Source organism: Candidatus Thorarchaeota archaeon, from assembly GCA_021498125.1.
Lineage (GTDB): Archaea > Asgardarchaeota > Thorarchaeia > Thorarchaeales > Thorarchaeaceae > B65-G9.
This window is the reverse complement of sequence record JAIZWL010000001.1, coordinates 793,192-815,082: the sequence shown is the minus strand read 5'-3', so window position 1 is coordinate 815,082 and position 21,891 is coordinate 793,192. Positions and strand designations below refer to the sequence as shown.

Annotated in this window: 15 protein-coding genes; 4 read left to right on the top strand and 11 right to left on the bottom strand. The window is 48.8% G+C overall.

The features are described from left to right. Entirely contained in the window at positions 1–600 is a 600-nt protein-coding gene (locus K9W43_04055) for a nucleotide exchange factor GrpE (GenBank protein ID MCF2136394.1), read from the bottom strand. Between the two features lie 207 nt (positions 601–807). Between K9W43_04055 and K9W43_04050 the strand changes: the two genes are divergently transcribed. Further along, entirely contained in the window at positions 808–1,557 is a 750-nt protein-coding gene (locus tag K9W43_04050) for an NAD-dependent deacylase (GenBank protein ID MCF2136393.1), read from the top strand. Here K9W43_04050 and K9W43_04045 read toward each other — a convergent pair. Then, positions 1,550–1,882: a hypothetical protein gene (locus tag K9W43_04045; protein ID MCF2136392.1), complete on the bottom strand. Its 333-nt coding sequence runs from the start codon at positions 1,880–1,882 to the stop codon at positions 1,550–1,552. The genes K9W43_04050 and K9W43_04045 overlap by 8 nt on opposite strands. 94 nt (positions 1,883–1,976) lie before the next feature. Here K9W43_04045 and K9W43_04040 point away from each other — a divergent pair, with 94 nt between their 5' ends. Beyond that, positions 1,977–2,939: a triphosphoribosyl-dephospho-CoA synthase gene (locus K9W43_04040; protein MCF2136391.1), complete on the top strand. Its 963-nt coding sequence runs from the start codon at positions 1,977–1,979 to the stop codon at positions 2,937–2,939. 20 nt (positions 2,940–2,959) lie between these two features. On the opposite strand, the gene K9W43_04035 is transcribed toward K9W43_04040, so the two are convergent. Beyond that, complete coding sequence (locus K9W43_04035) at positions 2,960–3,145, bottom strand: hypothetical protein (protein ID MCF2136390.1); 186 nt, start codon at positions 3,143–3,145, stop codon at positions 2,960–2,962. A 119-nt stretch (positions 3,146–3,264) separates the two neighbouring features. Then, positions 3,265–3,531 carry a helix-turn-helix domain-containing protein gene (locus K9W43_04030; protein MCF2136389.1) on the bottom strand — a complete coding sequence of 89 codons (267 nt, stop codon included), beginning with the start codon at positions 3,529–3,531 and terminating at the stop codon, positions 3,265–3,267. Positions 3,532–3,695: 164 nt separating this feature from the next. Here K9W43_04030 and K9W43_04025 point away from each other — a divergent pair, with 164 nt between their 5' ends. Further along, entirely contained in the window at positions 3,696–4,688 is a 993-nt protein-coding gene (locus K9W43_04025) for a D-glycerate dehydrogenase (protein MCF2136388.1), read from the top strand. 140 nt (positions 4,689–4,828) lie between these two features. Here the strand turns inward: K9W43_04025 and K9W43_04020 are convergent, their stop codons facing one another. The 3 genes from K9W43_04020 to K9W43_04010 form a co-directional block, all read right to left on the bottom strand. Continuing rightward, complete coding sequence (locus K9W43_04020; GenBank protein ID MCF2136387.1) at positions 4,829–9,580, bottom strand: S8 family serine peptidase; 4,752 nt, start codon at positions 9,578–9,580, stop codon at positions 4,829–4,831. Between the two features lie 324 nt (positions 9,581–9,904). Further along, positions 9,905–11,020, bottom strand: coding sequence for a hypothetical protein (locus tag K9W43_04015; protein ID MCF2136386.1), 1,116 nt, complete (start codon positions 11,018–11,020; stop codon positions 9,905–9,907). Positions 11,021–11,165: 145 nt separating this feature from the next. Further along, positions 11,166–11,456, bottom strand: coding sequence for a hypothetical protein (locus K9W43_04010; GenBank protein ID MCF2136385.1), 291 nt, complete (start codon positions 11,454–11,456; stop codon positions 11,166–11,168). 215 nt (positions 11,457–11,671) lie between these two features. Between K9W43_04010 and K9W43_04005 the strand changes: the two genes are divergently transcribed. Continuing rightward, positions 11,672–14,509 (top strand): S8 family serine peptidase, encoded by a 2,838-nt coding sequence (locus K9W43_04005; protein MCF2136384.1) that lies wholly within the window; start codon positions 11,672–11,674, stop codon positions 14,507–14,509. Here K9W43_04005 and K9W43_04000 read toward each other — a convergent pair whose 3' ends face one another. From K9W43_04000 to K9W43_03985, 4 genes are all read right to left on the bottom strand, one after another. Then, complete coding sequence (locus K9W43_04000; GenBank protein MCF2136383.1) at positions 14,510–15,793, bottom strand: FAD-dependent oxidoreductase; 1,284 nt, start codon at positions 15,791–15,793, stop codon at positions 14,510–14,512. 22 nt (positions 15,794–15,815) lie between these two features. Then, positions 15,816–18,935 (bottom strand): S8 family serine peptidase, encoded by a 3,120-nt coding sequence (locus K9W43_03995; GenBank protein ID MCF2136382.1) that lies wholly within the window; start codon positions 18,933–18,935, stop codon positions 15,816–15,818. Between the two features lie 161 nt (positions 18,936–19,096). Next, positions 19,097–20,458: a TldD/PmbA family protein gene (locus K9W43_03990; protein MCF2136381.1), complete on the bottom strand. Its 1,362-nt coding sequence runs from the start codon at positions 20,456–20,458 to the stop codon at positions 19,097–19,099. Positions 20,459–20,469: 11 nt separating this feature from the next. After that, the gene (locus K9W43_03985) at positions 20,470–21,855 is read right to left on the bottom strand and encodes a TldD/PmbA family protein (GenBank protein ID MCF2136380.1); all 1,386 of its coding nucleotides are present in this window, start codon (positions 21,853–21,855) and stop codon (positions 20,470–20,472) included. Positions 21,856–21,891 lie beyond the last annotated feature (36 nt).

Genomic DNA, 21,891 nt, shown 5'->3' with positions numbered 1-21,891 from the left:
TTATTCACCATCCTCCTTTTCAGTGGTCGAACTCGACTCACTACTGGGTTCAGTGCCGGACTCCTTAGGTTCAGTTCGATTGACACAGACGAGAGCTGGTCTCAGGACTTTCTCGCGAAACATGTACCCCTTTTGATAGACCTCGACAACCACACCATCCGGTTTGTCGGGATCATTGGTCTTGTGAACAGAGTACTGATAATATGGGTCAAAAGGCTTACCTAATGGATCCATGGGGCGAACGCCCTCTTGAGTAAGGAGGGTGTCCATCTGTTGTTTGATGGCGGCAATCCCCTCTTTGGCAGCCTTCGGGTCGGTCTCGAAGTCGACCTCAAGGGCTCGCTCGAGATTGTCATAGATCTCCAGCACTTTGAGCAGAATCGCCTCACTGGCGTATTTTGCGGTCTCAGCGAACCGAGCATCCATACGCTTACGGTAGTTTTCAAAGTCCGCTTGCACCCGTTGCAATTTATCAAAAAGCTCATCGGCCCTTGAACGCTGGACTTCGAGTTCATCTTCAGGTACCAACTCGAATGCCTCTTCATCATCATTCTCCACCGAGGCCAGCTCAATATCCTGCTCTCTATCTTTCTCGCTCATTCTCGGCACACTCTTGCCTGTAGTGATGTAAAGGGAAACAAGTACAGAAGCCAGCCGAACCAAAGATACGGCCGGGGCGCTGAATATATGGTTTCAGCCTCCCTCGGTGACTCGTCCGGTCTTGAAGCCCATCAAAAGAAAAAGCTTTCGACATAGCTATTTTCGTAAACCGAAACTAAGAAGTGTTACACTGACCATTCAGTTCGTATGACCCTTGATGCAGATATCCAAAGAGCAAGAGTCCTCGTCTCACAGTCACACAAGATAACCGCACTCACAGGGGCCGGCATAAGTGTGGACTCCGGAATCCCCGATTTTCGATCCGAGGGGGGACTCTGGCGCAGATACGACCCTTTCGAGTATGCAACGTATGAACGGTTTCTTGAGGACCCAAGCAAGTTCTGGACGATGGGAAGAGAACTTGCCGAAGTGATCTTAAAGGCCAGACCGAATCCTGCACACTACGCCCTTGCGGAATTAGAACGACAGGGAAAACTAATCGGCCTCATTACACAGAACATCGACAATCTGCACCAATCTGCTGGGAGTAAGCGGGTCATAGAACTTCATGGAAATTACCTGCGAGCAACATGTATGAAATGTGGAAAGGTCTACGTCGGAGAAGACGTTCACAGGAGAGTTGTAGAAGGGGAGATACCACCAAAATGCACAGCGTGTGGGGGAGTTCTCAAGTCAGAGGCGATCCTCTTCGGTGAGCCGTTACCAGAACAGGCAATGGCGGATGCAGTCAAGGTATGCCGAGAAGCAGATCTCATGCTTGTGGTCGGGACCAGTCTTAGTGTCTACCCTGCTGCATATTTGCCTCAGCTTGCAAAGGACTCGGGGGCCAAGATCATCATCGTGACGCTCCAAGGGGATAACAAGGACGGCGTCGGTGACATAGTGCTTAAGGGTCGTGCATCAGTGATCCTACCACAGCTTGTAGGGATCACGTGAGGAACGGAAAATAGACCCAAGAATAGACGCCGAGGGCACCGGGAATAAGGATCACACCGAGAAAGATGAGCAGGATACCAAGGATCGGTTGATTATGATCCATCACCCAGAGACCAAGATAGGAGTAACCATAAGACACGACACATGCAGTAAAGCCCATCACAATAACAGGGATCAGAGGAAAGGCAATACTAAGAAATCCTCCCGCTTGGGTCCATAGAAGACCTATATTGAGAACTACAAAGAATCCTCTGACTGCAAGATATACAATTATAGAAACAAACAGTCCAACCTGTGAGAATGTCAATCGTGCCGAGATACTCACTGTCCTTGCCTCATTTGTTGAAAGAGTGTACTGCTTTTTATCATTTCTGCATCGACTGACAAAGACCATAAGGAAGCCCACACAGATGTGATGTATGTCGCGTGATATACCCTGGATGATCTCACAGTCGAGTCAGCTAGCAGTTCTTCTTGAGGTCAGTGCACCTAAACCGGGAAACGTGAATAGAGGCGCGGGCTTTTCCGATATTGGCTACCGTCACTTTCTGGCCAGTGCCACCTTGATCGGAGAGGGGATCTATCACGCTGCGTCTCAAGGGCTACTGCTCGCGAATGGCGTCATCGACCCGCAGGAGATTCGACTCGGGGAACTTGTACTTGAGACCGCAACAGATGTATTCACAGACATGAATAGGCACAACACAATTCTGGGAACTATACTTCTTCACATCCCACTTGCTATTGCAATGGCCGCGGCAATATCGGAGAACAAGTATCTGGACACTATGCTCATGATAAATTACCTGAGAAGCATCATTAATTCCACAACTGTTGAGGATACGATCGATCTCTACAAGGCCCTTCATCTTGTCAACCCTCGTGGCGACAAGCACAAGACATTAGAAAATTGGACAGACCAACATACACGATACGATCTCGATAATCCTGAGGTCTATGATAACATTCGTGCAGATAATATCACACTTGGGGAACTCTTTCGGATGTCGTCAAAAGTCGATCGTATATGTGAAGAGTGGTCAAACTATTATCATTCGACCATCTTTGAGACCCTCCCTGCACTGCGAAAAACCATGCACGGTCTCGCTGACGCAGAAGAAGCAATTGTTGAAGTGTTTGTCTGGAGATTATCACTTGAACCGGACAACCACATTATCAAGAGAGCTGGAATCACTCCCGCAAAGGATGTACAGAGAGCTGCAAGAGAAACATTGCAGACAGGCCTGAAGGGAATCGAGCAGCTACAGCGACTAGATATGATCCTACGGGCTCAGGGCAACCTTCTCAACCCGGGAACGACAGCGGATCTTCTCTCTGCTGCACTCTTTTGCCGACTCGTTGAGTTACGAGTGCAGGAATAGGAGACCAATCCACGAGCGATTCAACCAATAATCCCTGAAAATATGATCCCTGCAATGATGAACAAGAGAACTCCCGTAGGAATCAACATGATCTTACCCTCTAGCCGCTTGAACTCACGTACTTCATTTCGAGGACCAAAATAATAACCCAGCAAGAGGATGACGCCTAATATGATCAAAAATAGTGAAAGTCCTTCATGTGCCATACATGTCATCTCCTATGTGTTAGTATCAGAGCTACAGGTTTATGTCAAAAACGTTGCGGCTGAGTCCGAATAATGAAAAAGAGAAAAAAAATTCGAACAACAAGAGGTGTATCATCCCATCACATGAGAACTTGGCGAAACACATGTTCGTATTTCATCCGTAGCTCACGAGCTCTCTCCTCTTCAACAAAATAGAGCGGCTGTCGCATATCTGCCAGATTTGGGATCTTGCGACATAGTTTGTGGCGAACAAGTTTTCGAAGAGCAAAGGAAACAGTTCGTGGGGCAAGATCGACTTTGGTTGAGATGTCCTTGGGGGTCATTGGTCCATCATGCTGTAATCGATCCAGAACAATGATTGCACTCCGTGGTAATTCTAAGGACATCGTTGAAACCCAAGTACACTATCTAACTTTGTTATATAAGCAATATTGTCAACGCACATATTGCCATTTGAGAAAAACTACTCAAGGAAGTGAATCATCAAAATCGCACTAAACGTAAAATTCGAATACGAGAGAACAGTCATAGCCAATAGGAGAATACAGAGATGCTGGCCAAAGTGTTTGTCACACGGAAGATCCCAGAAGAAGGGCTGAACATTATCAAAAAAGAGTGCGATGCCATTGTATGGGAAAAGGAAACACCACCAACAGAACAAGAGATCATCGATGTCTCACAGGATTGCGAGGGAATCGTCACACTACTCTCTGATCCGATCAATGCCCATGTGATCGAGAGCCTTCCCAAGCTCCGTGTAATTGCCCAGTATGCTGTAGGTTACGACAATATTGACGTTGAGGCTGCAACAAAGAAGGGGATATTGGTGACTAACACACCCGGAGTACTGACTGAGACGACCGCGGATCTGGCATGGGCACTGCTGATGGCAGCCTCAAGAAGGATTGTCGAGGCGGACAAGTACGTTCGTAACGGCCAATGGAAGGTCGCGTGGGGGCCACAATTACTTCTAGGCCGCGACATCTATGATGCAACTATTGGAATAGTAGGTATGGGACGAATAGGCTTCGCCGTTGCAAGACGCGCTCGTGGATTCGGCATGAAGATCATATACACAAATAGATCGGAATCCACAACAACCAAGAAGGCTGAAGACGAATTAGGGGCGTTACGAGTCGATCTTGATACGCTCTTAGAACAATCAGACTTTGTCTCATTGCATGTGCCTCTAACAAAACACACACGACACCTCATCAATCGAGAACGTCTAAGACGGATGAAACCGACTGCGGTGCTCATCAATACTGCACGGGGACCTGTAGTGCACGAGGAGGCCCTGATCGAGGCCTTGCAAAAAGGATGGATTCGTGCAGCGGGCCTTGATGTCTTCACAAAAGAACCACTCTCCCAAGACAGTCCCTTGATCTCACTTCCAAATGTGATACTCGCGCCTCATATTGGAAGTGCAAGCGTCGAAACCCGATCAAAGATGTCACTCATGTGCGCGGAAAACTTGCTTGCAGGCCTGAAGGGTATAAGACCAAAAAATCTTGTGAATGATACTGCATATAGACACGTATGAGCTCTGCCACTTCAGAACTATCACAATCACTCACCACTTGTGATTACAATCAGCCTTTTAGAATTGCCCCTAACAGAAGACAACATTTCTGAAAAAAAGAAAGGGGTAGGGGACTTACGTCCCCGTTAAGATACTACGTCCTACTTCTTCTTCACTAGGAACAAGATCAGGATGATCACAACACCAACGCCGATACCGCCGATCAGACCGATAATGAGTGGGTCGATCGTAAGTCCCGGACCAGGTGGAGTTGCGGTTGTAGTTGTGGAGGTGGTTGGAGTGGGTGTTGTTGTCACCGCTCCTGCAGAGAATACTGAGGAGTATGCGGTGTCAGTCAGGCCCATCCAGTAGTCACCAGGTCCGACAGTTGGGTTCTGTACCGGATCGTTGTCATAGACATCAACCCTGATCATGTAGGTGTCGAGTGCAAGGAACGACGAGGAGTCCCAGACGTAAGAGTTGCCTGTCTGGTTGACAGCAAGGTACTGCCATGTCAGGCCACTGTCAGGGCTCATCAAAATGTCGAAGTAGAGATCGTCACCTGCGTTCCTGTCTGTTGCGGTCCAAGTGATAGTCACCACGTTACCAGACTTGGAAATCTGCACGTTGGTCACATCTGGACTGAAGAAGTTCTGGAAGGTGAGCTCGGCCAAGTTGACCTCGAAGTTAATGTTGGTCATAGTGGTCGCAAGAATCTGGACCTGGAAGCTACCGTTCTTGAGGAACGAGTAGGAGTCAAAGGTCACAGTTGCACCCAAAGCTTGGTTGGACACACCAACACGGGTGTCAACGGTCACTGTGTACTGACCAGCAGAGAGGTCATAGTCGAAGATACCAATCATGATAGAACCGTCGCGGTCCGCAGTGAACGAACCATGCTCAGGCTTGTTACCAGTAGCCATCTTATCAGCCATCAGGTTGTTGGCGTATGACCAGCTGCTATTGTCGGTATCTGCCCACCACATCATGATGTCACAGTCGCCATTGGTGAAGTCGACCTTGACATCAACATTGTCTCCAGCCTTGATGCCATCAACACGCTCCCACGCGAACTGAGTAAGATCAATAGTACCAGAGAATGGATTGTAGGAGCTACTTGGAATCACAAGATTACCAGTGTGTTGATAGAAGACACCAGACAAGAATGAGATCTTCGTGTAATCGACCTCATACTCAGGCATGTTCGGTAGGTTGAATTTCGGATACGTAGCGTTGACGACCGCATGATCACCAACGATTGTGTCGCCATCATGGATAGCAACAGGAGTCGTGACATCATTGGCCGTGTAGGTCAAGATGACATCGTTTGCTCCACCAGTGAGGCTCTCGTACATGATTGCCTCTAGCGTGTAGTTGACTGGCAGGAATGTAGTTCCGTTCAGTGCTACAGCGTAGACAAAGATGTAGTAGTAGCCGACGGGTGAAGAACCCAAGTTAGCAATCACGGCTGTTGTTGTAGCAGTTGAGGCACCACCAGAAGCTAGGATGCTACCACTGTGGTCAAGGATCTCGACAAACATCTGAGAACCTGGTTCATCCCAGATAGCACGAACGCCCATGTATGAGGCATTGTGTGGGTTGTAGACCAAGTACGATCTGAAGTCTGCCGTGCTCGAATCCGAGGCTAAACAGTAGAGCGGCGCATCGTATGGCGTCAACTCACTTCCGAAGCCATCAACAACGGTTGTTGGCGTGGTGACATCAGCACTAAGGTTAGCAACTACATTGTAGCTGAATGGCAACTTGATAACAGTGCTACCCTTAGTAGCAATGACGTAGCCCGTGTGGATGCCTGCTTCTGCATTGGCCGGTACAGTCAACGTGAAGTTCACTGTGTTGGTCGTTCCACCTGCGGCGGCAGAAAGGACACCAGGATCGGTGACTTTCCAGAACGTCACAGTAGCAACGAAATCGTGCCCAGGTGCGCTGACATTGACATAAGTTGCGTTGACATCAAAGACTGGGTCATGAATGACCATTGTCATGTTACCCGATAGCACTGAAGCCAGATCGCTGGTTGCATCGGCAAACGACATGAAGTTCGTGTTGCTTGGATTACTAGCACTGGTCAGCCTATGGAGCTCGTTACCATCGGTTCCGTTCCAGAGGTTCGGATAACCATCGGTGACATTGGTGTCCTCCCAGTCATAGAGGAACATCCATGGGTATTCACCACCAGTAGCAGCATCTCCTGCGAACGCCACACCAATTGTGACGTACTTGTATGTGGACATGTTGCTGTCATAGGTAGCATGACCAAGCTCCTCGCGGAGGTTGAAATAACCATAGGCATAGTCACCAGACACATTGGCGTCAACATAGGCGAAAGTCGTACCAGTAAACTGGAAGGTCTCCGCCTTAACGAAGTGCTGATAGCTATAGCTCCACCCAGAATTATCAAGGGCGGATGAATTGTCCATTATGGACTGATAGATTGTAGAGGTTGTACCCGGCCAAACATTGCCAAAGAACAACGATCCCTCCATATAACTATCTGGGAAGGCTACAGCGCTCGTGTTCACAGATGTACCAAGAAGGGATGAGGGGAGTATACCTCCAGCCTTCCATGCATCTTGGAGAATCTTTGCAATATTTGCGGCAGAATCAAGGTTGGCTGATACTCTACCAACATTATTGACATAGAAGTCAACTGCACGTGCTGCATCAATACGACCAAAGCCCTGAGTAGCAGGATCATAGCCGAGATCAACAGCCGTCTGCTGCAGGATGATCTTTGCCTGGAATGAGGTCAGTGCGTTGTTGGCAGCATCGAACAACAGAGCTGCAACACCAGCTGCAACAGGTGCGGCCTGACTGGTACCAGCAAAGACTGTGTACTCATCGGTGTGGCTGCCCCAATATGCACCCATGAACTGATTATACCATGGGACTGCTGCGTATCCTGCAAGACCCGGTGCAAGCACATCAGGCTTGGGATATCCGGAGAAATCGGGACCCTTACTGGTGAATGATGCAATACCCTCGTATGGCTGAGTAGGTCCGTAGAGGTACTCGAGCCAGTGGCTTGTTGTAGATGCACCTACAGTTAGGACACCAGATGCACAACCTGGAGCCGCAACGGTCATGTAACCAGCACCCTCATTTCCTGCTGAGAATACGTGCAGGACACCAGGGTAGGTTGAATCAAGTAGGTTTGGTACTGAAAGGATTGTCCAAGTCATGGACATGTAACTGAATTCACTAGTGGCGTCAGCGACCCAACCCCAAGAGTTTGTAACGAGATTGGAGAGGTGATGCCCTGTGTACTCGAATTCACCAGATGTTGCATTCAAGTCAAATCCACAGGCCCAGAGGAAACCGCCAAAGACGGAACCGCTTGTGAGACCGCGGACTGAGTAGATCTTCGCACCAGGTGCAACACCAGTCATCTTGAAGGTTGCGCCTGTATCAGTGTTCTTGTAAGTTAGGACGCCTTGTCCTGCGACCTGAGATGCAGTAGCGGTACCGTGAGTACCAGCATCATAGTAGAGTGCAAATGCATCTCCGTCGGCTCGGAATGCGTCAAAGTAGGGTTCAGTATCGAACCACTCACCGGCGTCGTAGACATAACAGAGCGCACCAAGACTGAAGTCATCAATGCTGTCTCCATCATAGTCGTGTGCGACAATCCGGTTAGCCTTTGAGAATGTTTCTTCTACGAAATCATCGGTGAAGTTCCAGTCGAACTCTTTGATGACATCGTATGCATCAAGAATGTTTGTTAGATCAATAGACTCGTAGTAGAACCCTGCGGTCCAGAGCTTGTTCCAACCCATTGTGTCCTCCCAGTTGATGATGAGATGGTACTGCTTGTCAGCGGTACTGTTGATCACAAGAGCTGGAGCGAAGATCTTGGCGTAGGGAGCCCATCTCTGCTGCATGACGAAGTTAACAGAGTAATTTCCGTATACATTTGATGGGTCTGGCAGACACCAGTCTTTCCAGAGATAGTTATTGATCAGATTACCGGCACCCTCAATGCCCCAGTAGTAAGCGTACAGCCAGATGAAGCCGACCCTCTTGTGGTATGGTGCATTTTCGTCACCATCACCAATCAGGTATCGTCCACCGCCCTCATAATTGAGCAATGGGTCCCAACCGCTGACATCAAGGTAGATGTTACCATCTGAACCCTCATAGGTCAAAAGGTTGTATGGACTGGCAGACCACTCTGTTACATTGACTGGGGTTGAGTTAGCGTGGTAGAATGTAGGTACTAGACCATAACCGGATGGGTCATAGGCTGCACCATAGGCGCCCTGAAGATCAGGGTTACCAAAGTCCGCACCAGTGTCAACTTGACCAACGTATACTCCAGTGCCATTGTAACTTGAGGCAGGAGCGGTCTCAGCACCGACAACTTGGCGGATATGATAGATATCCACGCCTTGCTCAGGAGTGCTTGGAGTAGCGATATGTTTCTGAAGGTCGTCAGCCATGTTCAGCTTGTACTGGTCGGCTTCAATAGAACCGACACCACTAACAGCTGCAACGGCAGAAACTGTGCTGGTGCTTGAGAATGTGACCTGCCATACTTTAAAGTACTTCAGATCAGCCTTCCACTGCACCTCAACTAAGTCAGCAAGCTTTGCTTCATCAGCCCATGGGGCTAAGACAAGCAACGCACTGACTCCGCCGTCTGCGGTCTTGACGACTTTTTCGCTAAGCACTCCGGTTTCAACCCACTCGGCCAATGCTGGATCGACCTTGGCCTGGTAGCCTGGCTGCGCAACGTCTTGATACCATTGCTGCAGCTGCTCCTTGGCCTCTGGGCTGAGCGTTGGAGCGCTAGCGGGTTCTGCCGTATTAACGCGTGTCGCGGGCGTGACAAACATTGTCAGACTCAACGCCGCAATAAACAACAGAACTGCTGCAGTTCGTTTATAGCTCATTTTTTTCGTTCTCCTCACATAATTGAACACCGAGAACTTGCGCGTGGCACGTAGCGTGCACACTACGCCGTAAATGAACCTCCAAAATACCCCGAGAACCCTCCTCAAGGTTCTTCGGGATTTATCTCCTCTGTTCGCGTTCTCTGGTATCCGGTGTGATTAAATATTTTGGCGCGTCGGTGACTATTAAGCATTACGACTCACATCTTGTAAGATAAACTTTTGACAATTGAAGACTAATAATGATTGTTTTAGTAAAAATCGAAAGAAGTTAAGAGAGAGAGGCCATCATTGACCTCTCTCGGATCGTCCATAGAGAAGCAACTATGAGGAAGCACTGCGTGCAAGACGCTTTACAGCATCCACCACTTCATGAACCATCATAACAGCTCCGATGAGCTCTACACGAGGTTCTTCTTCAGGTGGTGCTTCCGAGGGGCGTGATATCTTTCCTACAGCCCGGCCCAAGCCTTCAAGCAGAGATGACAAAGCGATCTTTGCCGAAGGATCAAGACCACTGGAGTCAATATCCGAAATAAGTTCGGCCATATCCGAGATCACACTGTCTATCACCTCAGATGCGGTCTCAGACCTTCGAGCGAGACTCTCCATCCGACCCTGACATGACTTTAGCTGCTCTTCGATCTTAGCTAGCTTGTCAGTGCTTTTTGCAGGGGCCGCAGATTCTGCACGGCGGCGTAGATCCTCAATCTCAGCCTGCAACCGAGTAATAGTCTGATCTTTCTTCGATATAGTTGCAAGAAGTTCCTGTTCCGCATCAGCATCGACAGTGGGAGATTCCTTTGCTGCTGCGAGATCGGCCTGTAATACTGCCTTTTCCTCCTCAATCTGTGCGACCTGCGCTTTCAACGAGGTCAGTTCACTCTCCAGACGGGTGAGGGTCGTCTCCTTATCGGAGAGGAACTCGGTAAGCTGCTTCTTCTCACCCTCTAATTTTTGAACCTCACCAGTCAGAGTCTTGACGTTATCCTCGGCAGCACGCAACTCCGCCTTTATTTTAACAAAGTCAGGGTTGGGTGGGGCGATCACGGATTTGGCGAGAAAGATAAAGAGTACCGTTATGAGGAGGATGTAGCTGACACTTCCAAGCACAGACCCAAAGATAAGATCGGTTGTTGCCTGAAGTAATCCCATGAAGATTGCCCATGAGCCAAACGTGAGTTCCGGTGGGCCCCACCACACAGAGCCAAACCCGGCATACAGAATCAATAAGAACGATAGAATGTAGCAGAGTGCACCAACAAAGACCATGGCATTCCGACTCATTGCTTCGGGGACAAGATGCCGCTGATACAACAAGAGCGTTGCACCAATGAACAGCATAGGAAGCACGTACGGCACTACTGCAATAATATCACTCATTGGAAATTGAAAGTCAATCTTCATCACATAGCCAAGTACATTTTCAAGACCAGCCAATGATAGTCCTCCTCGTATTGCTTCTACTATAGTAAAGCGAGGAATAAATCTGTTGTCACTCCCTATTAGGAGCATCAGGTCTTAAAAAAGAATGGAGGCCTGTGGCGATACTATCGATATGGAAGAACCGCCACACTAGACTCGATCACTCTCGCCATAATCGAGCCATATCAAGCTCATGATCTTCGACTATCATATCAAGCGCCTTTTGCAGGCGAGCAGCCTCGGATATCGATAGAAGAAAAGATCCCTTGATATCGCGGTCCTCACCCAATGTGAGCCTGACCTTTCCCTCATTGACCCAGCCTTCAGGGCTCTTCTCCGGGGGGAGCAACTGAATCTCGAGCCATGTTCGTCGAGTCTGCCCAGTAGTACGGTCATCAAAGAAATGCTTGATCTGCAGCCTGCGTTCGTAATTAGGTGGTTTTGTTCCCAACGTATTAAACTCCTTTTTCACTCAATGTGCATTGCACTCAGATATCTATATACAATCAAATAATAAGACTTCACTGCTCGGAGAGACCGAGTATCAAAACAGCAGTCAAAGGAATGCTTAATTACAGATTGATAAACGCATCAGTAGAAGGGCCCCACGAAATGACGCCGATCAGATATCGAACCAAATTCATTGCAGCTTTGTTGATTACAATTATGTTAATACCAATACCAGCCTTAGTATCAGGTATTTCGGTCAAGACAAACAACAGTGTTCCGTCAATTATTGCGCCATCGCTTCAAAATGCAATAAAAGAGCAATGCACCAGTCAGCGAATACCTGTAGTCTTTCAGTTTCCTGATGGAACACCTTCCTCATACATGGAGCAAGTAGTCGAACAGTATGAGACAAAGGGAGTGGAGATACGACATGTGTTCCATCTCATTCCAATGGTTTCCGCCTATGCAACCAATCAGGCAATCGTACGACTCGCAGTCTCAGGGTATGTGAACGCCATCACTCTCGACATAAAGGTAGGTCTTCTTGCAGAGGATCCAGTAGATGGCATTGCTGCTAAGTCGAACAGTGGATATGTCCATCCGGACAAGATACTCAATATTAATCCACTCTGGGAAAAGGGATATAATGGCTCAGGGACTACCATTGCACTTCTTGATAGTGGGGCGTGGGGCGGTCACCCCGATCTCGCAGGGAAGATTATCGGATTCAAAGATTTTGTGAACAATCACGACGATATGAATCCCGCAGACGGCATCAATTCATACGACGATAATGGTCATGGTACTGGTACTGCATGGCTTGCGGCTGGTACAAATATGGGTACTGGAAATTACAGTGGCATGGCCCCAGGAGCAGATCTACTCATCGTAAAGATCCTTGACTCATCAGGAACAACGGACGACTCGATTATTGCACAAGGCATTGAATTTGCTGTGGACCAGGGCGTTGATGTCATCAGCATGAGCATTGGAGGCCTATGGACCGATAGTATGTTCGCAGATCCCTCAGTCGAGGCCAGTAAGGCCGCGATTAGCAACGGAGTTGCTGTAGTCATAGCAGCAGGTAATTCCGGACCTGCAACAGAAACGATTAATGCACCAGGAATCACTGAAGAGGCCATTACTGTGGGTGCCTCCAACGGAGCAGATGCGATTGCACAGTTTAGCTCGCGTGGGCCAGTAGTGCGAAACGTCCATTATCCGCGTGGGCGGGTAGTCAAACCGGATGTAATTGCCCCAGGCGAAAATGTCGTTTCAGGAAGATGGTCGGGGGCAAATCCTAGTGAATATATAATTTATAATTCAACCCAATTTGGGAACTACTACACCATGTGGTCGGGTACTTCTGTTGCCACACCATTAGTAGCAGGTGTAGTAGCAATATTGGTACAGCAATATCCTGGTTTATCGCCACTGGCGGTCAAAGCATTCTTGATGGCTGGCGCAACAGATCTGGACCTTGATGCAATGGCCCAAGGAATGGGGCTGGTCAATGCAAATCGGTCAGCCACACTGATCAATGAGACCTCTCGAATAATCACACTAATGACACCTCTTAGATATCCTACTCTTCCCGAGGGGTCTTCTGTGCTCATCGTTGGTGATGACAGGCCCAACCAGAAGGTCACGATCATATCGACCGTGAACCGTGGAAAAGTAGACATAGTCATGTCGGGTAATGCAACTAATTATGTTAATGTATCAACGAACATAGTATCTGTTCAGACAGGATATTCGTACTTCAGCATTGGCATGAACATCTCAGGCAATCTTCCGCTCTCTGCCGTGGGCACATATACGGGAAATCTGTCACTAGTTGTAGGAACTGAGATTATCGCGTCGTTAGACATCTCGTACTCGATCACTACTTACGGAGGTCGCCTTCTGGTCGATATGCTCCACCAATCTGATGACGATCCTGATGACCCAAGGTACTACAACTATTTCGGACAGGAATTGAGAGAGGCAGGCATGATCACAGACCGCCTAGAGAAGAGCTGGCTTACATCGCACCTAACACCTGACGATCTATCAAATTCGGAATCGTTCATGATCATGGACACAGAACTTGATTACACCGACTCCGAAATCAATGCAATACATGAGTACGTGAGAGATGGAGGAACGCTACTCATCCTCTCAGAATACTATGACCCCGTCTATCACAATGCATCATACAATATGGCGGACTACAACAAGATCTTAGCACCGTATGGAATTCAGTGTGAGAAGAACAGTATTGGTGTGGGACCTAGTGGAGAGGGCCTTGTCTATGGAGCAGATTATGGCGGGGCTGTAGAAAACGATCCACTCGTTGATGATGTCAGAAACCTCTACATCGTCTATGGAGGAACACTAAGTATTGATCCGTCCGTTGCAGGTGCGAGAGGCCTTCTCTGGACAGATGCTGCAAAGACTCATGCATTGATTGCCGAAGTAAATGTTGGACGCGGAAGAGTCGTTGCCATTGCAGATGGCTCGACGCTGTATGATGACATCATCAATAAGGCTACAGAAATGAATGCCGATAATCTACAATTTGTCCGCAACCTTGCACAGTCCATTATCCCCGTTTCTCCGCGGATCTATGGAGTGGATTTTGAAGCAGGCAGAATCGGCGATACCGCGAACCTTACCGTATATATCTTTGATGAGGACTTACAATCCGTGGCCGTCCACATTGAAAAGCCAGATGGTACAAACGTGACAAGTGATGTCATCGAGTCATTAGGGTATAAATTTGCAACGAGCTTTGTCATTGACATGGGCGGATTCTATCACATCTATGTACAGGCATATGACTCAACTGGTCACCTACGTGTCTACGAAAAGACCATTCTTATCCAAGTTCAAGCAGCGGATGACGTATTTATCACATCAGTGACCACGGGCCTACTGATCATAGTCGTGGTCGGTCTGTGTTATGTGGCATTCATCAAGTATGGAAAAGGAAGAGGTAGACGCCGGATGTCCCAACAAAACGAATGGGAGATCCCAGTCGAGGATAGAGGCAATCCACCAGATATCGTGTGATCAGGGATTGATCGGGCCAAGGGCCTCTTCCAATGCAGCCCTGAATGCCTCATGCCTGAACTTGGTGAGGGGCTGCGCATCCAACGTGGCACCCTCTTCCACCCGTCTGAGAAGCTGGTAGCCTATAGGAGAGGCCATTCTGGCAGATAAGACCTGCCCGCCTATGATCCGATGCTGTTTGTCAGTGATAATGGCCACGTGCGTAAACTCGGCAGGATCATACATGGTCTCGACAAGGGTCTCAAGCCCATAGTCTGAAGCCTGTGTTGTGGAAGATCCGACGGTCACTATCTCAGTAGAGAAGATGTGGTCATACTGAAAACGGAGAGTCACTTCCGGATACACCTTGTCACGACCAATTGCGGCCATTCCAGCCTGACGCCCGGCCCGAGCTGCCGCACTGCCCACGGGAAGGAGAATTGGTTTACCGGTGAGAAAATCACGCGACTCGATACAGTCCCCTACAGCATATACCTCTGGAACTGAGGTCTCCATGAGTTCGTTGACCACGATCCCGCCAAGATCACCGATCTTGAGTCCCAGACTCTCAGCAAGACTGGTCTCAGGGCGAACACCAGTCATGAAGAGAACCATGTCCGCATCGATTTTATCATCCCCGAGAGAAAGACCAGCAACACAAGTGGTGCCAAGCACCCGATCCGGACTCTTGCCAATATGTACATGAAGCCGTGATGGTAATCGTTTAACAAGTTCATCGCTCATACTGGGTTCAAGCAGTCGTCGCAGCAGACGTGATCTGACAATCAGATGGACTTCCTTACCAAGCGCTAAGATTTGTTCTGCAGCTTCTAATCCGCTAAACCCGGCACCGACAATGATAACAGAATTTGCGTCTTCAAGTGCTTTAGCCACATTCTGAGCATCGGCCAAATCTTGAACGGTGAAGACTCCCTTCAAATCGGCCCCTGGAATCTGTGGAATGACAGGGCGGCCACCAGTCGCAAGAATCAATTTATCGTACCTGATCTGGCTCTCACCCTTGGCATCTTTAACAGAGAGAGCCTTTCGGGAAACATCACCTCCAACAACGGTGACGCCTTGCGTGAGATTGATCCCTTTCTTGGATAGAGCCTTGGGAGACCACTCAGATATTGTGAGGTCTCCGGCTGTTATTGATCTAAATGCCATGGTCACGCCAGGTCTTCTATGAGCTGGAAGTGTTTCTTTAGTGAGAATAGTTACCTCAGTCTCAGGGGCGGATATCTTAGCGGCCACTGCTGCAGCCACACCACCGGGCCCATATCCAACAATCACGAGCTTCATGTTCGTTCATTCTCCGAGGATGTTAGGGAGGAGTTCTCATCTTGTACAGCTTGATTATAACTATGACTCCTACCACTACTGCGGTTATGATAATAACCCTTGAATAATCAGTCACTATGTGAAGAGTCCCCATCAGATAGTGGATCGAGCCACCACCCAAGTCCTTTACGACAGCGTAGGCATCGTAGGACCCATCAGCGATGTTATTGGCCGAGACCGAGATCGGATACACACCATCCTTGCCCTCAAGCGTAAAGTTGAGCCAATAACCAACAGAGGAATGAAGTGCCAGACTTACAGAGTCAATGAACATCTCACCTGTGACGTTGATCTCGCCTGTGATCATCCCATTAAGGAATGGACCTGTCGTTATGGTATATGCATCAAGACTGGCATCTTGTACTGCAACCCGTACTGACAGACCTCCCGAGAGGATCACAAGTGGAGCATAGAGCGTGGACAGATCATCGGAAATATTTAGACTCAAACTGGGTGAATCAAGAGTCGGGATAGCTGCTGTGTCTACAGAGAGAGTCAAATGCGTAGTACATGCTCCACTGTCCGACGCCAGAGATTTCAGGTCTCCATCGACCACCTTCCATGAGTAGGAGAGCGAAGTGATTGGAGTGTCAATATCAGATGGTGTAAAATCGAAGGTCCATGTAGACGCTGCGTGATTGATCGTGGCATCTGTAATGAGTGGACGCCAAGTGTTCGTGAGAGAAAACCAGCCTGTGTCATCAATGGCCGCATCAGTCGAGTTGAATGTGGATATACTCAATCTGCAGGGAAGATCTGCACCCACGCCGACATGGACCAACACAGACTTGCCTGAGATATGAGACCCAACAGTCGTACTTGTGGCGACATAAGCAGTACCGCTCCATTGATAGAGTGTACTTGTCCCACCAGATATCTCGATCTTCATCTCTGCACCATTATGACCGGTGGCCACATTATTATCAGTGTCCCACTCAATGGTCAGAGTATTGCCACCAGAGAAATCGGGAGCAGCACGCATTGTGACCTCCACATCTAACTCAGAGACTGTGGGATACACTCGCGTGGTCACGATATCAAGAGTAGCATTGAGCGAGCTGTCCTCACTGGGACCAAAAGCAAGAGGAATCCCAGCCCAATCGTCTTCAGTAGAACCCGAACTGACATTGAGAGAGAGAACATGTCTAACTGATGTCAATGCATCAACCGCCCCAAATCCCCAGTCGGGTAATGGTATGCTCTTATGACCTGCGAGTCCTCCGGCACCCTGTACAAGAGCTGAATATGCGATCCAAGGAGAGTCAACGGAGGAGGCCTGACGGATCAATGCAAGAACACCAGCAACATGAGGCGCAGCCATGCTGGTTCCACTCCTGACAGTCCAAAGACTGGTCAGACTGTTACGAGCAGCATTAATCCCTACACCCGGAGCTACGACCTCTGGTTTGATCCGTCCGTCAATGCGGGGGCCCCTTCCTGATGAGCCGGAAATCGAGGTCAAGGAGTCGTAACAAGAACCGACGGTGATCCCAAGGTCGGCGGTCCCGGGAGAACTGAGTGTATGTAAATTATCAATGTGTGAAGTAAAACGAAGGTGCGTATCAGACCAAGCGCCAGCCCAGACAAAGCAATTGACATCAACGGTCTCACCAGCAGGATTCCGTACTTCGACCCTCCATGTGCCATCAGTCCAGAAGTGATCCGATTGCGAGACCTGCACAAGAATACGGTTCGTCCCCTTTATGCTCGTGTCTGCAAAGACGTACGCACGAAGATCGTCTGCATTGACCTCGAAACTCTTTCCAGTGTATTCACTGAACGGTCCTATCTCGATCGACTCGTCATTGGGGGAGTATAGAGTCACATATTCATCGTCGTCATAGCTGTACCATAGAATATTGAGGAATGAGTAGTCAGGGGGATCCGATACTGTAAAGGACGCATTTACCCTCGCGCCTGATTGAACCTCAAAGCTGGCGTGCTTTTGAGAACCGGCCAGATTTCCTGATGCAAGAGATGCAATAAGCCCATAGTCGCGCATGGCCTCGCTGATTGCAACATCCTCAACATCAGTCCCATCAAGAAAACCGAGAAAGCTGGAAAAAGACATGTTGATAACATCGGCATCGTTTTGAGCCGCGAAAAAGATAGCGTCAAGAATATCAGCGGACATTAATGGGCTCCGAATCGCCAAGATGTCTGCTCCCGGGGCCACACCAACCATATCAGTATAGCCCGGCTGCCCACCCGCGATTATCGAGGCAACATGTGTACCATGCCCGTGATCATCGCCCACATACAATGCACTCGAAGTGAGATTGACACCACGCACATACACATTACCAGAGTGCTGATCGTAAAAGATAGCCACTTTGGGCTCGCCAAGAACAACGACCTGTTCTGTGCTCAGGGTGATCACGCCATCATCATTTGCATCAACACCCGCAAGCCATCGGTCACCATCGGTCAAGTCGAAGTTACCGTTATCCTTAACGTCGATGTACATGTACTCGTTCGAAACCTCGATTGAAGAGGGATTCTGTTGTTGAACGACTACGATCGGTCCCTCATTTGAATCTGGGACCGAGTCATTATCCAGATCAACATAGTAGTCCCCACCACTCTGGATAACATTGAGCGGAGATGTTGTCACTCGCCAAAATGAAGGATGCAACCAGTCAACACCAGTATCCAAGACCGCAACAAGCGTACCGCTACCATCAATGGCCGAACCATCTTTTGTGAGCTTATGTCGAACCTCAGTTGCTTTAGTAGCAGGAACGGATGAAGAGAGTGACGGATAAAATTGTTTAGAGCCGGGAGAGGCACGAACAAGACCGATCGCCGTCAACGTTTGAAGTGATGCCTCATCCGAAACTTCGGCAAGATAGACAGGACCAACATGAATGGGAGTGAAACCTCGTTTCAAGAGCCGTACCCCAAAAGATTCAGCCAGCTCAATCTGCGAGCCGGACAACTCATGGGTGAACTGAAGAATTGCACGGATAGAGGTACAACTCGCCAGACCATTAGAGGAGTGTGCATTCTCAATCTCGTGCGCAAGCATCGAGTCGATGACTTGTAGACCGGGGAGAGGGGTAAACCTCATCGATGCCACAGGAGGCACAACCAGAAGAGGCATGATCATTGGCACAGAGAGTAGTGTGAGTATGACCAGAGAGTAGACGCGCGTCAGTGTTCATCACCGCATTCAAGTACAACAATTCAGCAGCATACTATCACAGATATGCTTTTGCTTGAAAAAGAAAAAGGGGGAGCTGCACGCTTACAGCTCCAGTGAGTCTATTCCTCACGAGCCACAACATTGACATTGGTGAACAGAATTTCCGGGCCGATCATTTCTTGGAGATAGATAGGAGTGTTGGCCACCTCTGCAACTTGCATAAGGAGATCGAAGGCATTCCCTGAGATCATCAGACCATGAACCTGCCCAATCATCCGACCATTCTCAATAAGGATCGCAGGATTTGCAACGATGCTAAAGTCACCCGAATCGGGATTGGAACTATGTGCGCCCTGAACAGATTGGACATAATACCCGTATTCGATCTCGGAGATAATGTCATCAACACTTCTCGTACCGGGATCGATGACCATAGTAGTTGGAGCGATCTCAACCAGACCCTGACGCATATCGCGTCGAGCATTACCTGTGCTGGAGACCCCCATCTTATTGGCCCAGTACGTATCCCAGATGAATGATCGAAGAACACCATTCTCGATTATTGGTGTCTTTTGCCGGGGAACACCTTCATCATCTGAGAGAGAAGTGGTAATCCCTCGCGGATGTGTCCCATCATCGTATATCGTGATCTTTGGTGAGGCTATGGTTTCACCAATCTTGTCACCGATGATAGATTTACCTCGTGCAACATTATCACCCCTGATAGCTTTGGAAACTGTGAAGTTCATTATCGAACCATATGCCATGGGGTGCATCACTACCGGAAGACTACCACCCTTTCCCTTGACAGGAGTCTTGCAGAGGCGTAGAAACTTGACTACTTCGTCAATCACTGCTTCTGAGTCAAAGTCTATCCCCCGACGGATGTCGAAAGAAAAGACCATAGGAGTCATGCCCGACTCGGTCTGCGCAACAGCCCCTAAAACAACATACCCAATCGTCCCACGTTCTGAGGTGTCGACCCCATTGTTATTCATGTAGACATTTCGATAGACAACGGTGCCGACCATGGCCATTGCGGGTACAAGTTGAGGATCCTTCTCAACAGAGCCAGCAACAGCCTTTGTCAAATCTGTCACAACACGTTCCGCTTCGGCTTTTGCAGCTTCGTCATTCCAAAGGCCCTCGATCTCAGGATATGTTGCAGGCTTGGAAAGACCCACAAAGTCCGGATCTTCTGTGGCCACACGCGCAGCGCCCAGAGCCATATCAACAGCCTCACCAATCGCCTCTTCAGAGGGTATGTTCGTGAACGTACTGCCCATCTTCTTACCGATGTACAGACGGATGGCGATCTCTGTACCATCTTTTCGATTGACACTATTGACCTGACCAAGTTCCACACTGCTCTCAAGTTCATTGACAATCTGAGCATGAATCTCGATCTGCGTAGCGCCACCATCGACGCCTCTCTTAATACCAAACTCACAGAGCTCATGCAATTTCTTTTCATCTATCATATCAGTCCCTCCTATTTCCCTCCAAAGGTGATGCCACCTTTCAGAAACCGAATACTCGGACCACCAGATGATACAAAGGCCTCCTGACCTTTGCCGCAACGACCAGTCTCGAATGGAAAGTCCTCGTTCGAGACCGCATCGATCTTGAATAGCGAATCAGTTGCAATACCGGAGATTGAGAGATCTTTGACAGGCCGACCTACAGCACCATTCACTATCTCAAAGGCCTCCTGAATACCAACTTGGAAACTCGCATTCATCTGAGCTTGTCCGCCTCTGAAATCAACACAATAGTATCCAAATTCAATATCTTCGAACAGTTCTTCAAAGGAAAAGTCACCCTTCTCAAAGAACGTGTTCCGCATTCTGACGATGGGAGGATATAGATAGCTCTCCGCACGAGCGTTGCCAGTTGGCCTCATATCCATCTTGGCTGCATATTCGCGGTTGGTCATTAATTCGGTGAGAACAGAGTCCTTGATGATCTCGACCCGACTTGCTGGCACTCCCTCATCATCATATTTAGAGGTCCCAATATTGCCAGGATCGGTTCCATCATCCGTCATGTTCACGCCCTCAGCAGCTACAACCTCACCAAGCTTCCCGGCAAATGCGCTTGTCGCCGTCAGATCAGCCTCAGCTAGGTGGCCAAGTGCCTCATGAGCAAGCACACCAATGACACGTGGACCAAGAATACAGGGGAATGACCCAGCCTTTGCGGCGACTCCCTCGAGCTGCATAATTGCACGTCGAGCTGCGGGAATACCCACGACCTCGGGTGTAGCAACATCTGAAACAAACTCCCATCCGGCAAGAGTAGTAGCCTCTTCATTTCTTGCAGCACTCATCTTGGGACCATCTTTGCCAGTCACCCAAGGATACACCCATACCAGATTGACAGGCATCTGCAGGCGTGTCCCTTCAGAAGTCGCAATGTATTTGGTCCCAGAGGCTGTTCGAACCTTCAATGTGACGGCTGCTATACGCTTGTCATAATCCTGAATCGCCTGTGTGACTTCGCGCATATATCCGACTTTTTCCTCTACTGAAACATGGCGAGGATCGATTCGGGCCTCACTCTTGACAACGTCCTCATACGTCTTTACTTCTGCAATCGTGATCGGTTCTCTTCTTGTGGCTGCCGCTGCTCGTGCCATCTTACAGGCACTCACAACTGCTTCAGGTAATTGCTCCGATTCTCCAGTCGAAACAAAACCCCATGCACCATTGACGAGAGCACGGATAGCAACACCCCGTTCGATTCTCTGGGTCAGGGCATTGATCCGTCCATCATCCATCTGCAGATACTCGATAAAGCCGTCCTCCGCACGCAATTCCACATATGTTGCGCCCAAGTCCTGGCCATGTTCTAGAGCCTTCTCAAGTTTATCAAACACCAGTGTACACTCCAAGTCATTTTGAACTGTATGGTT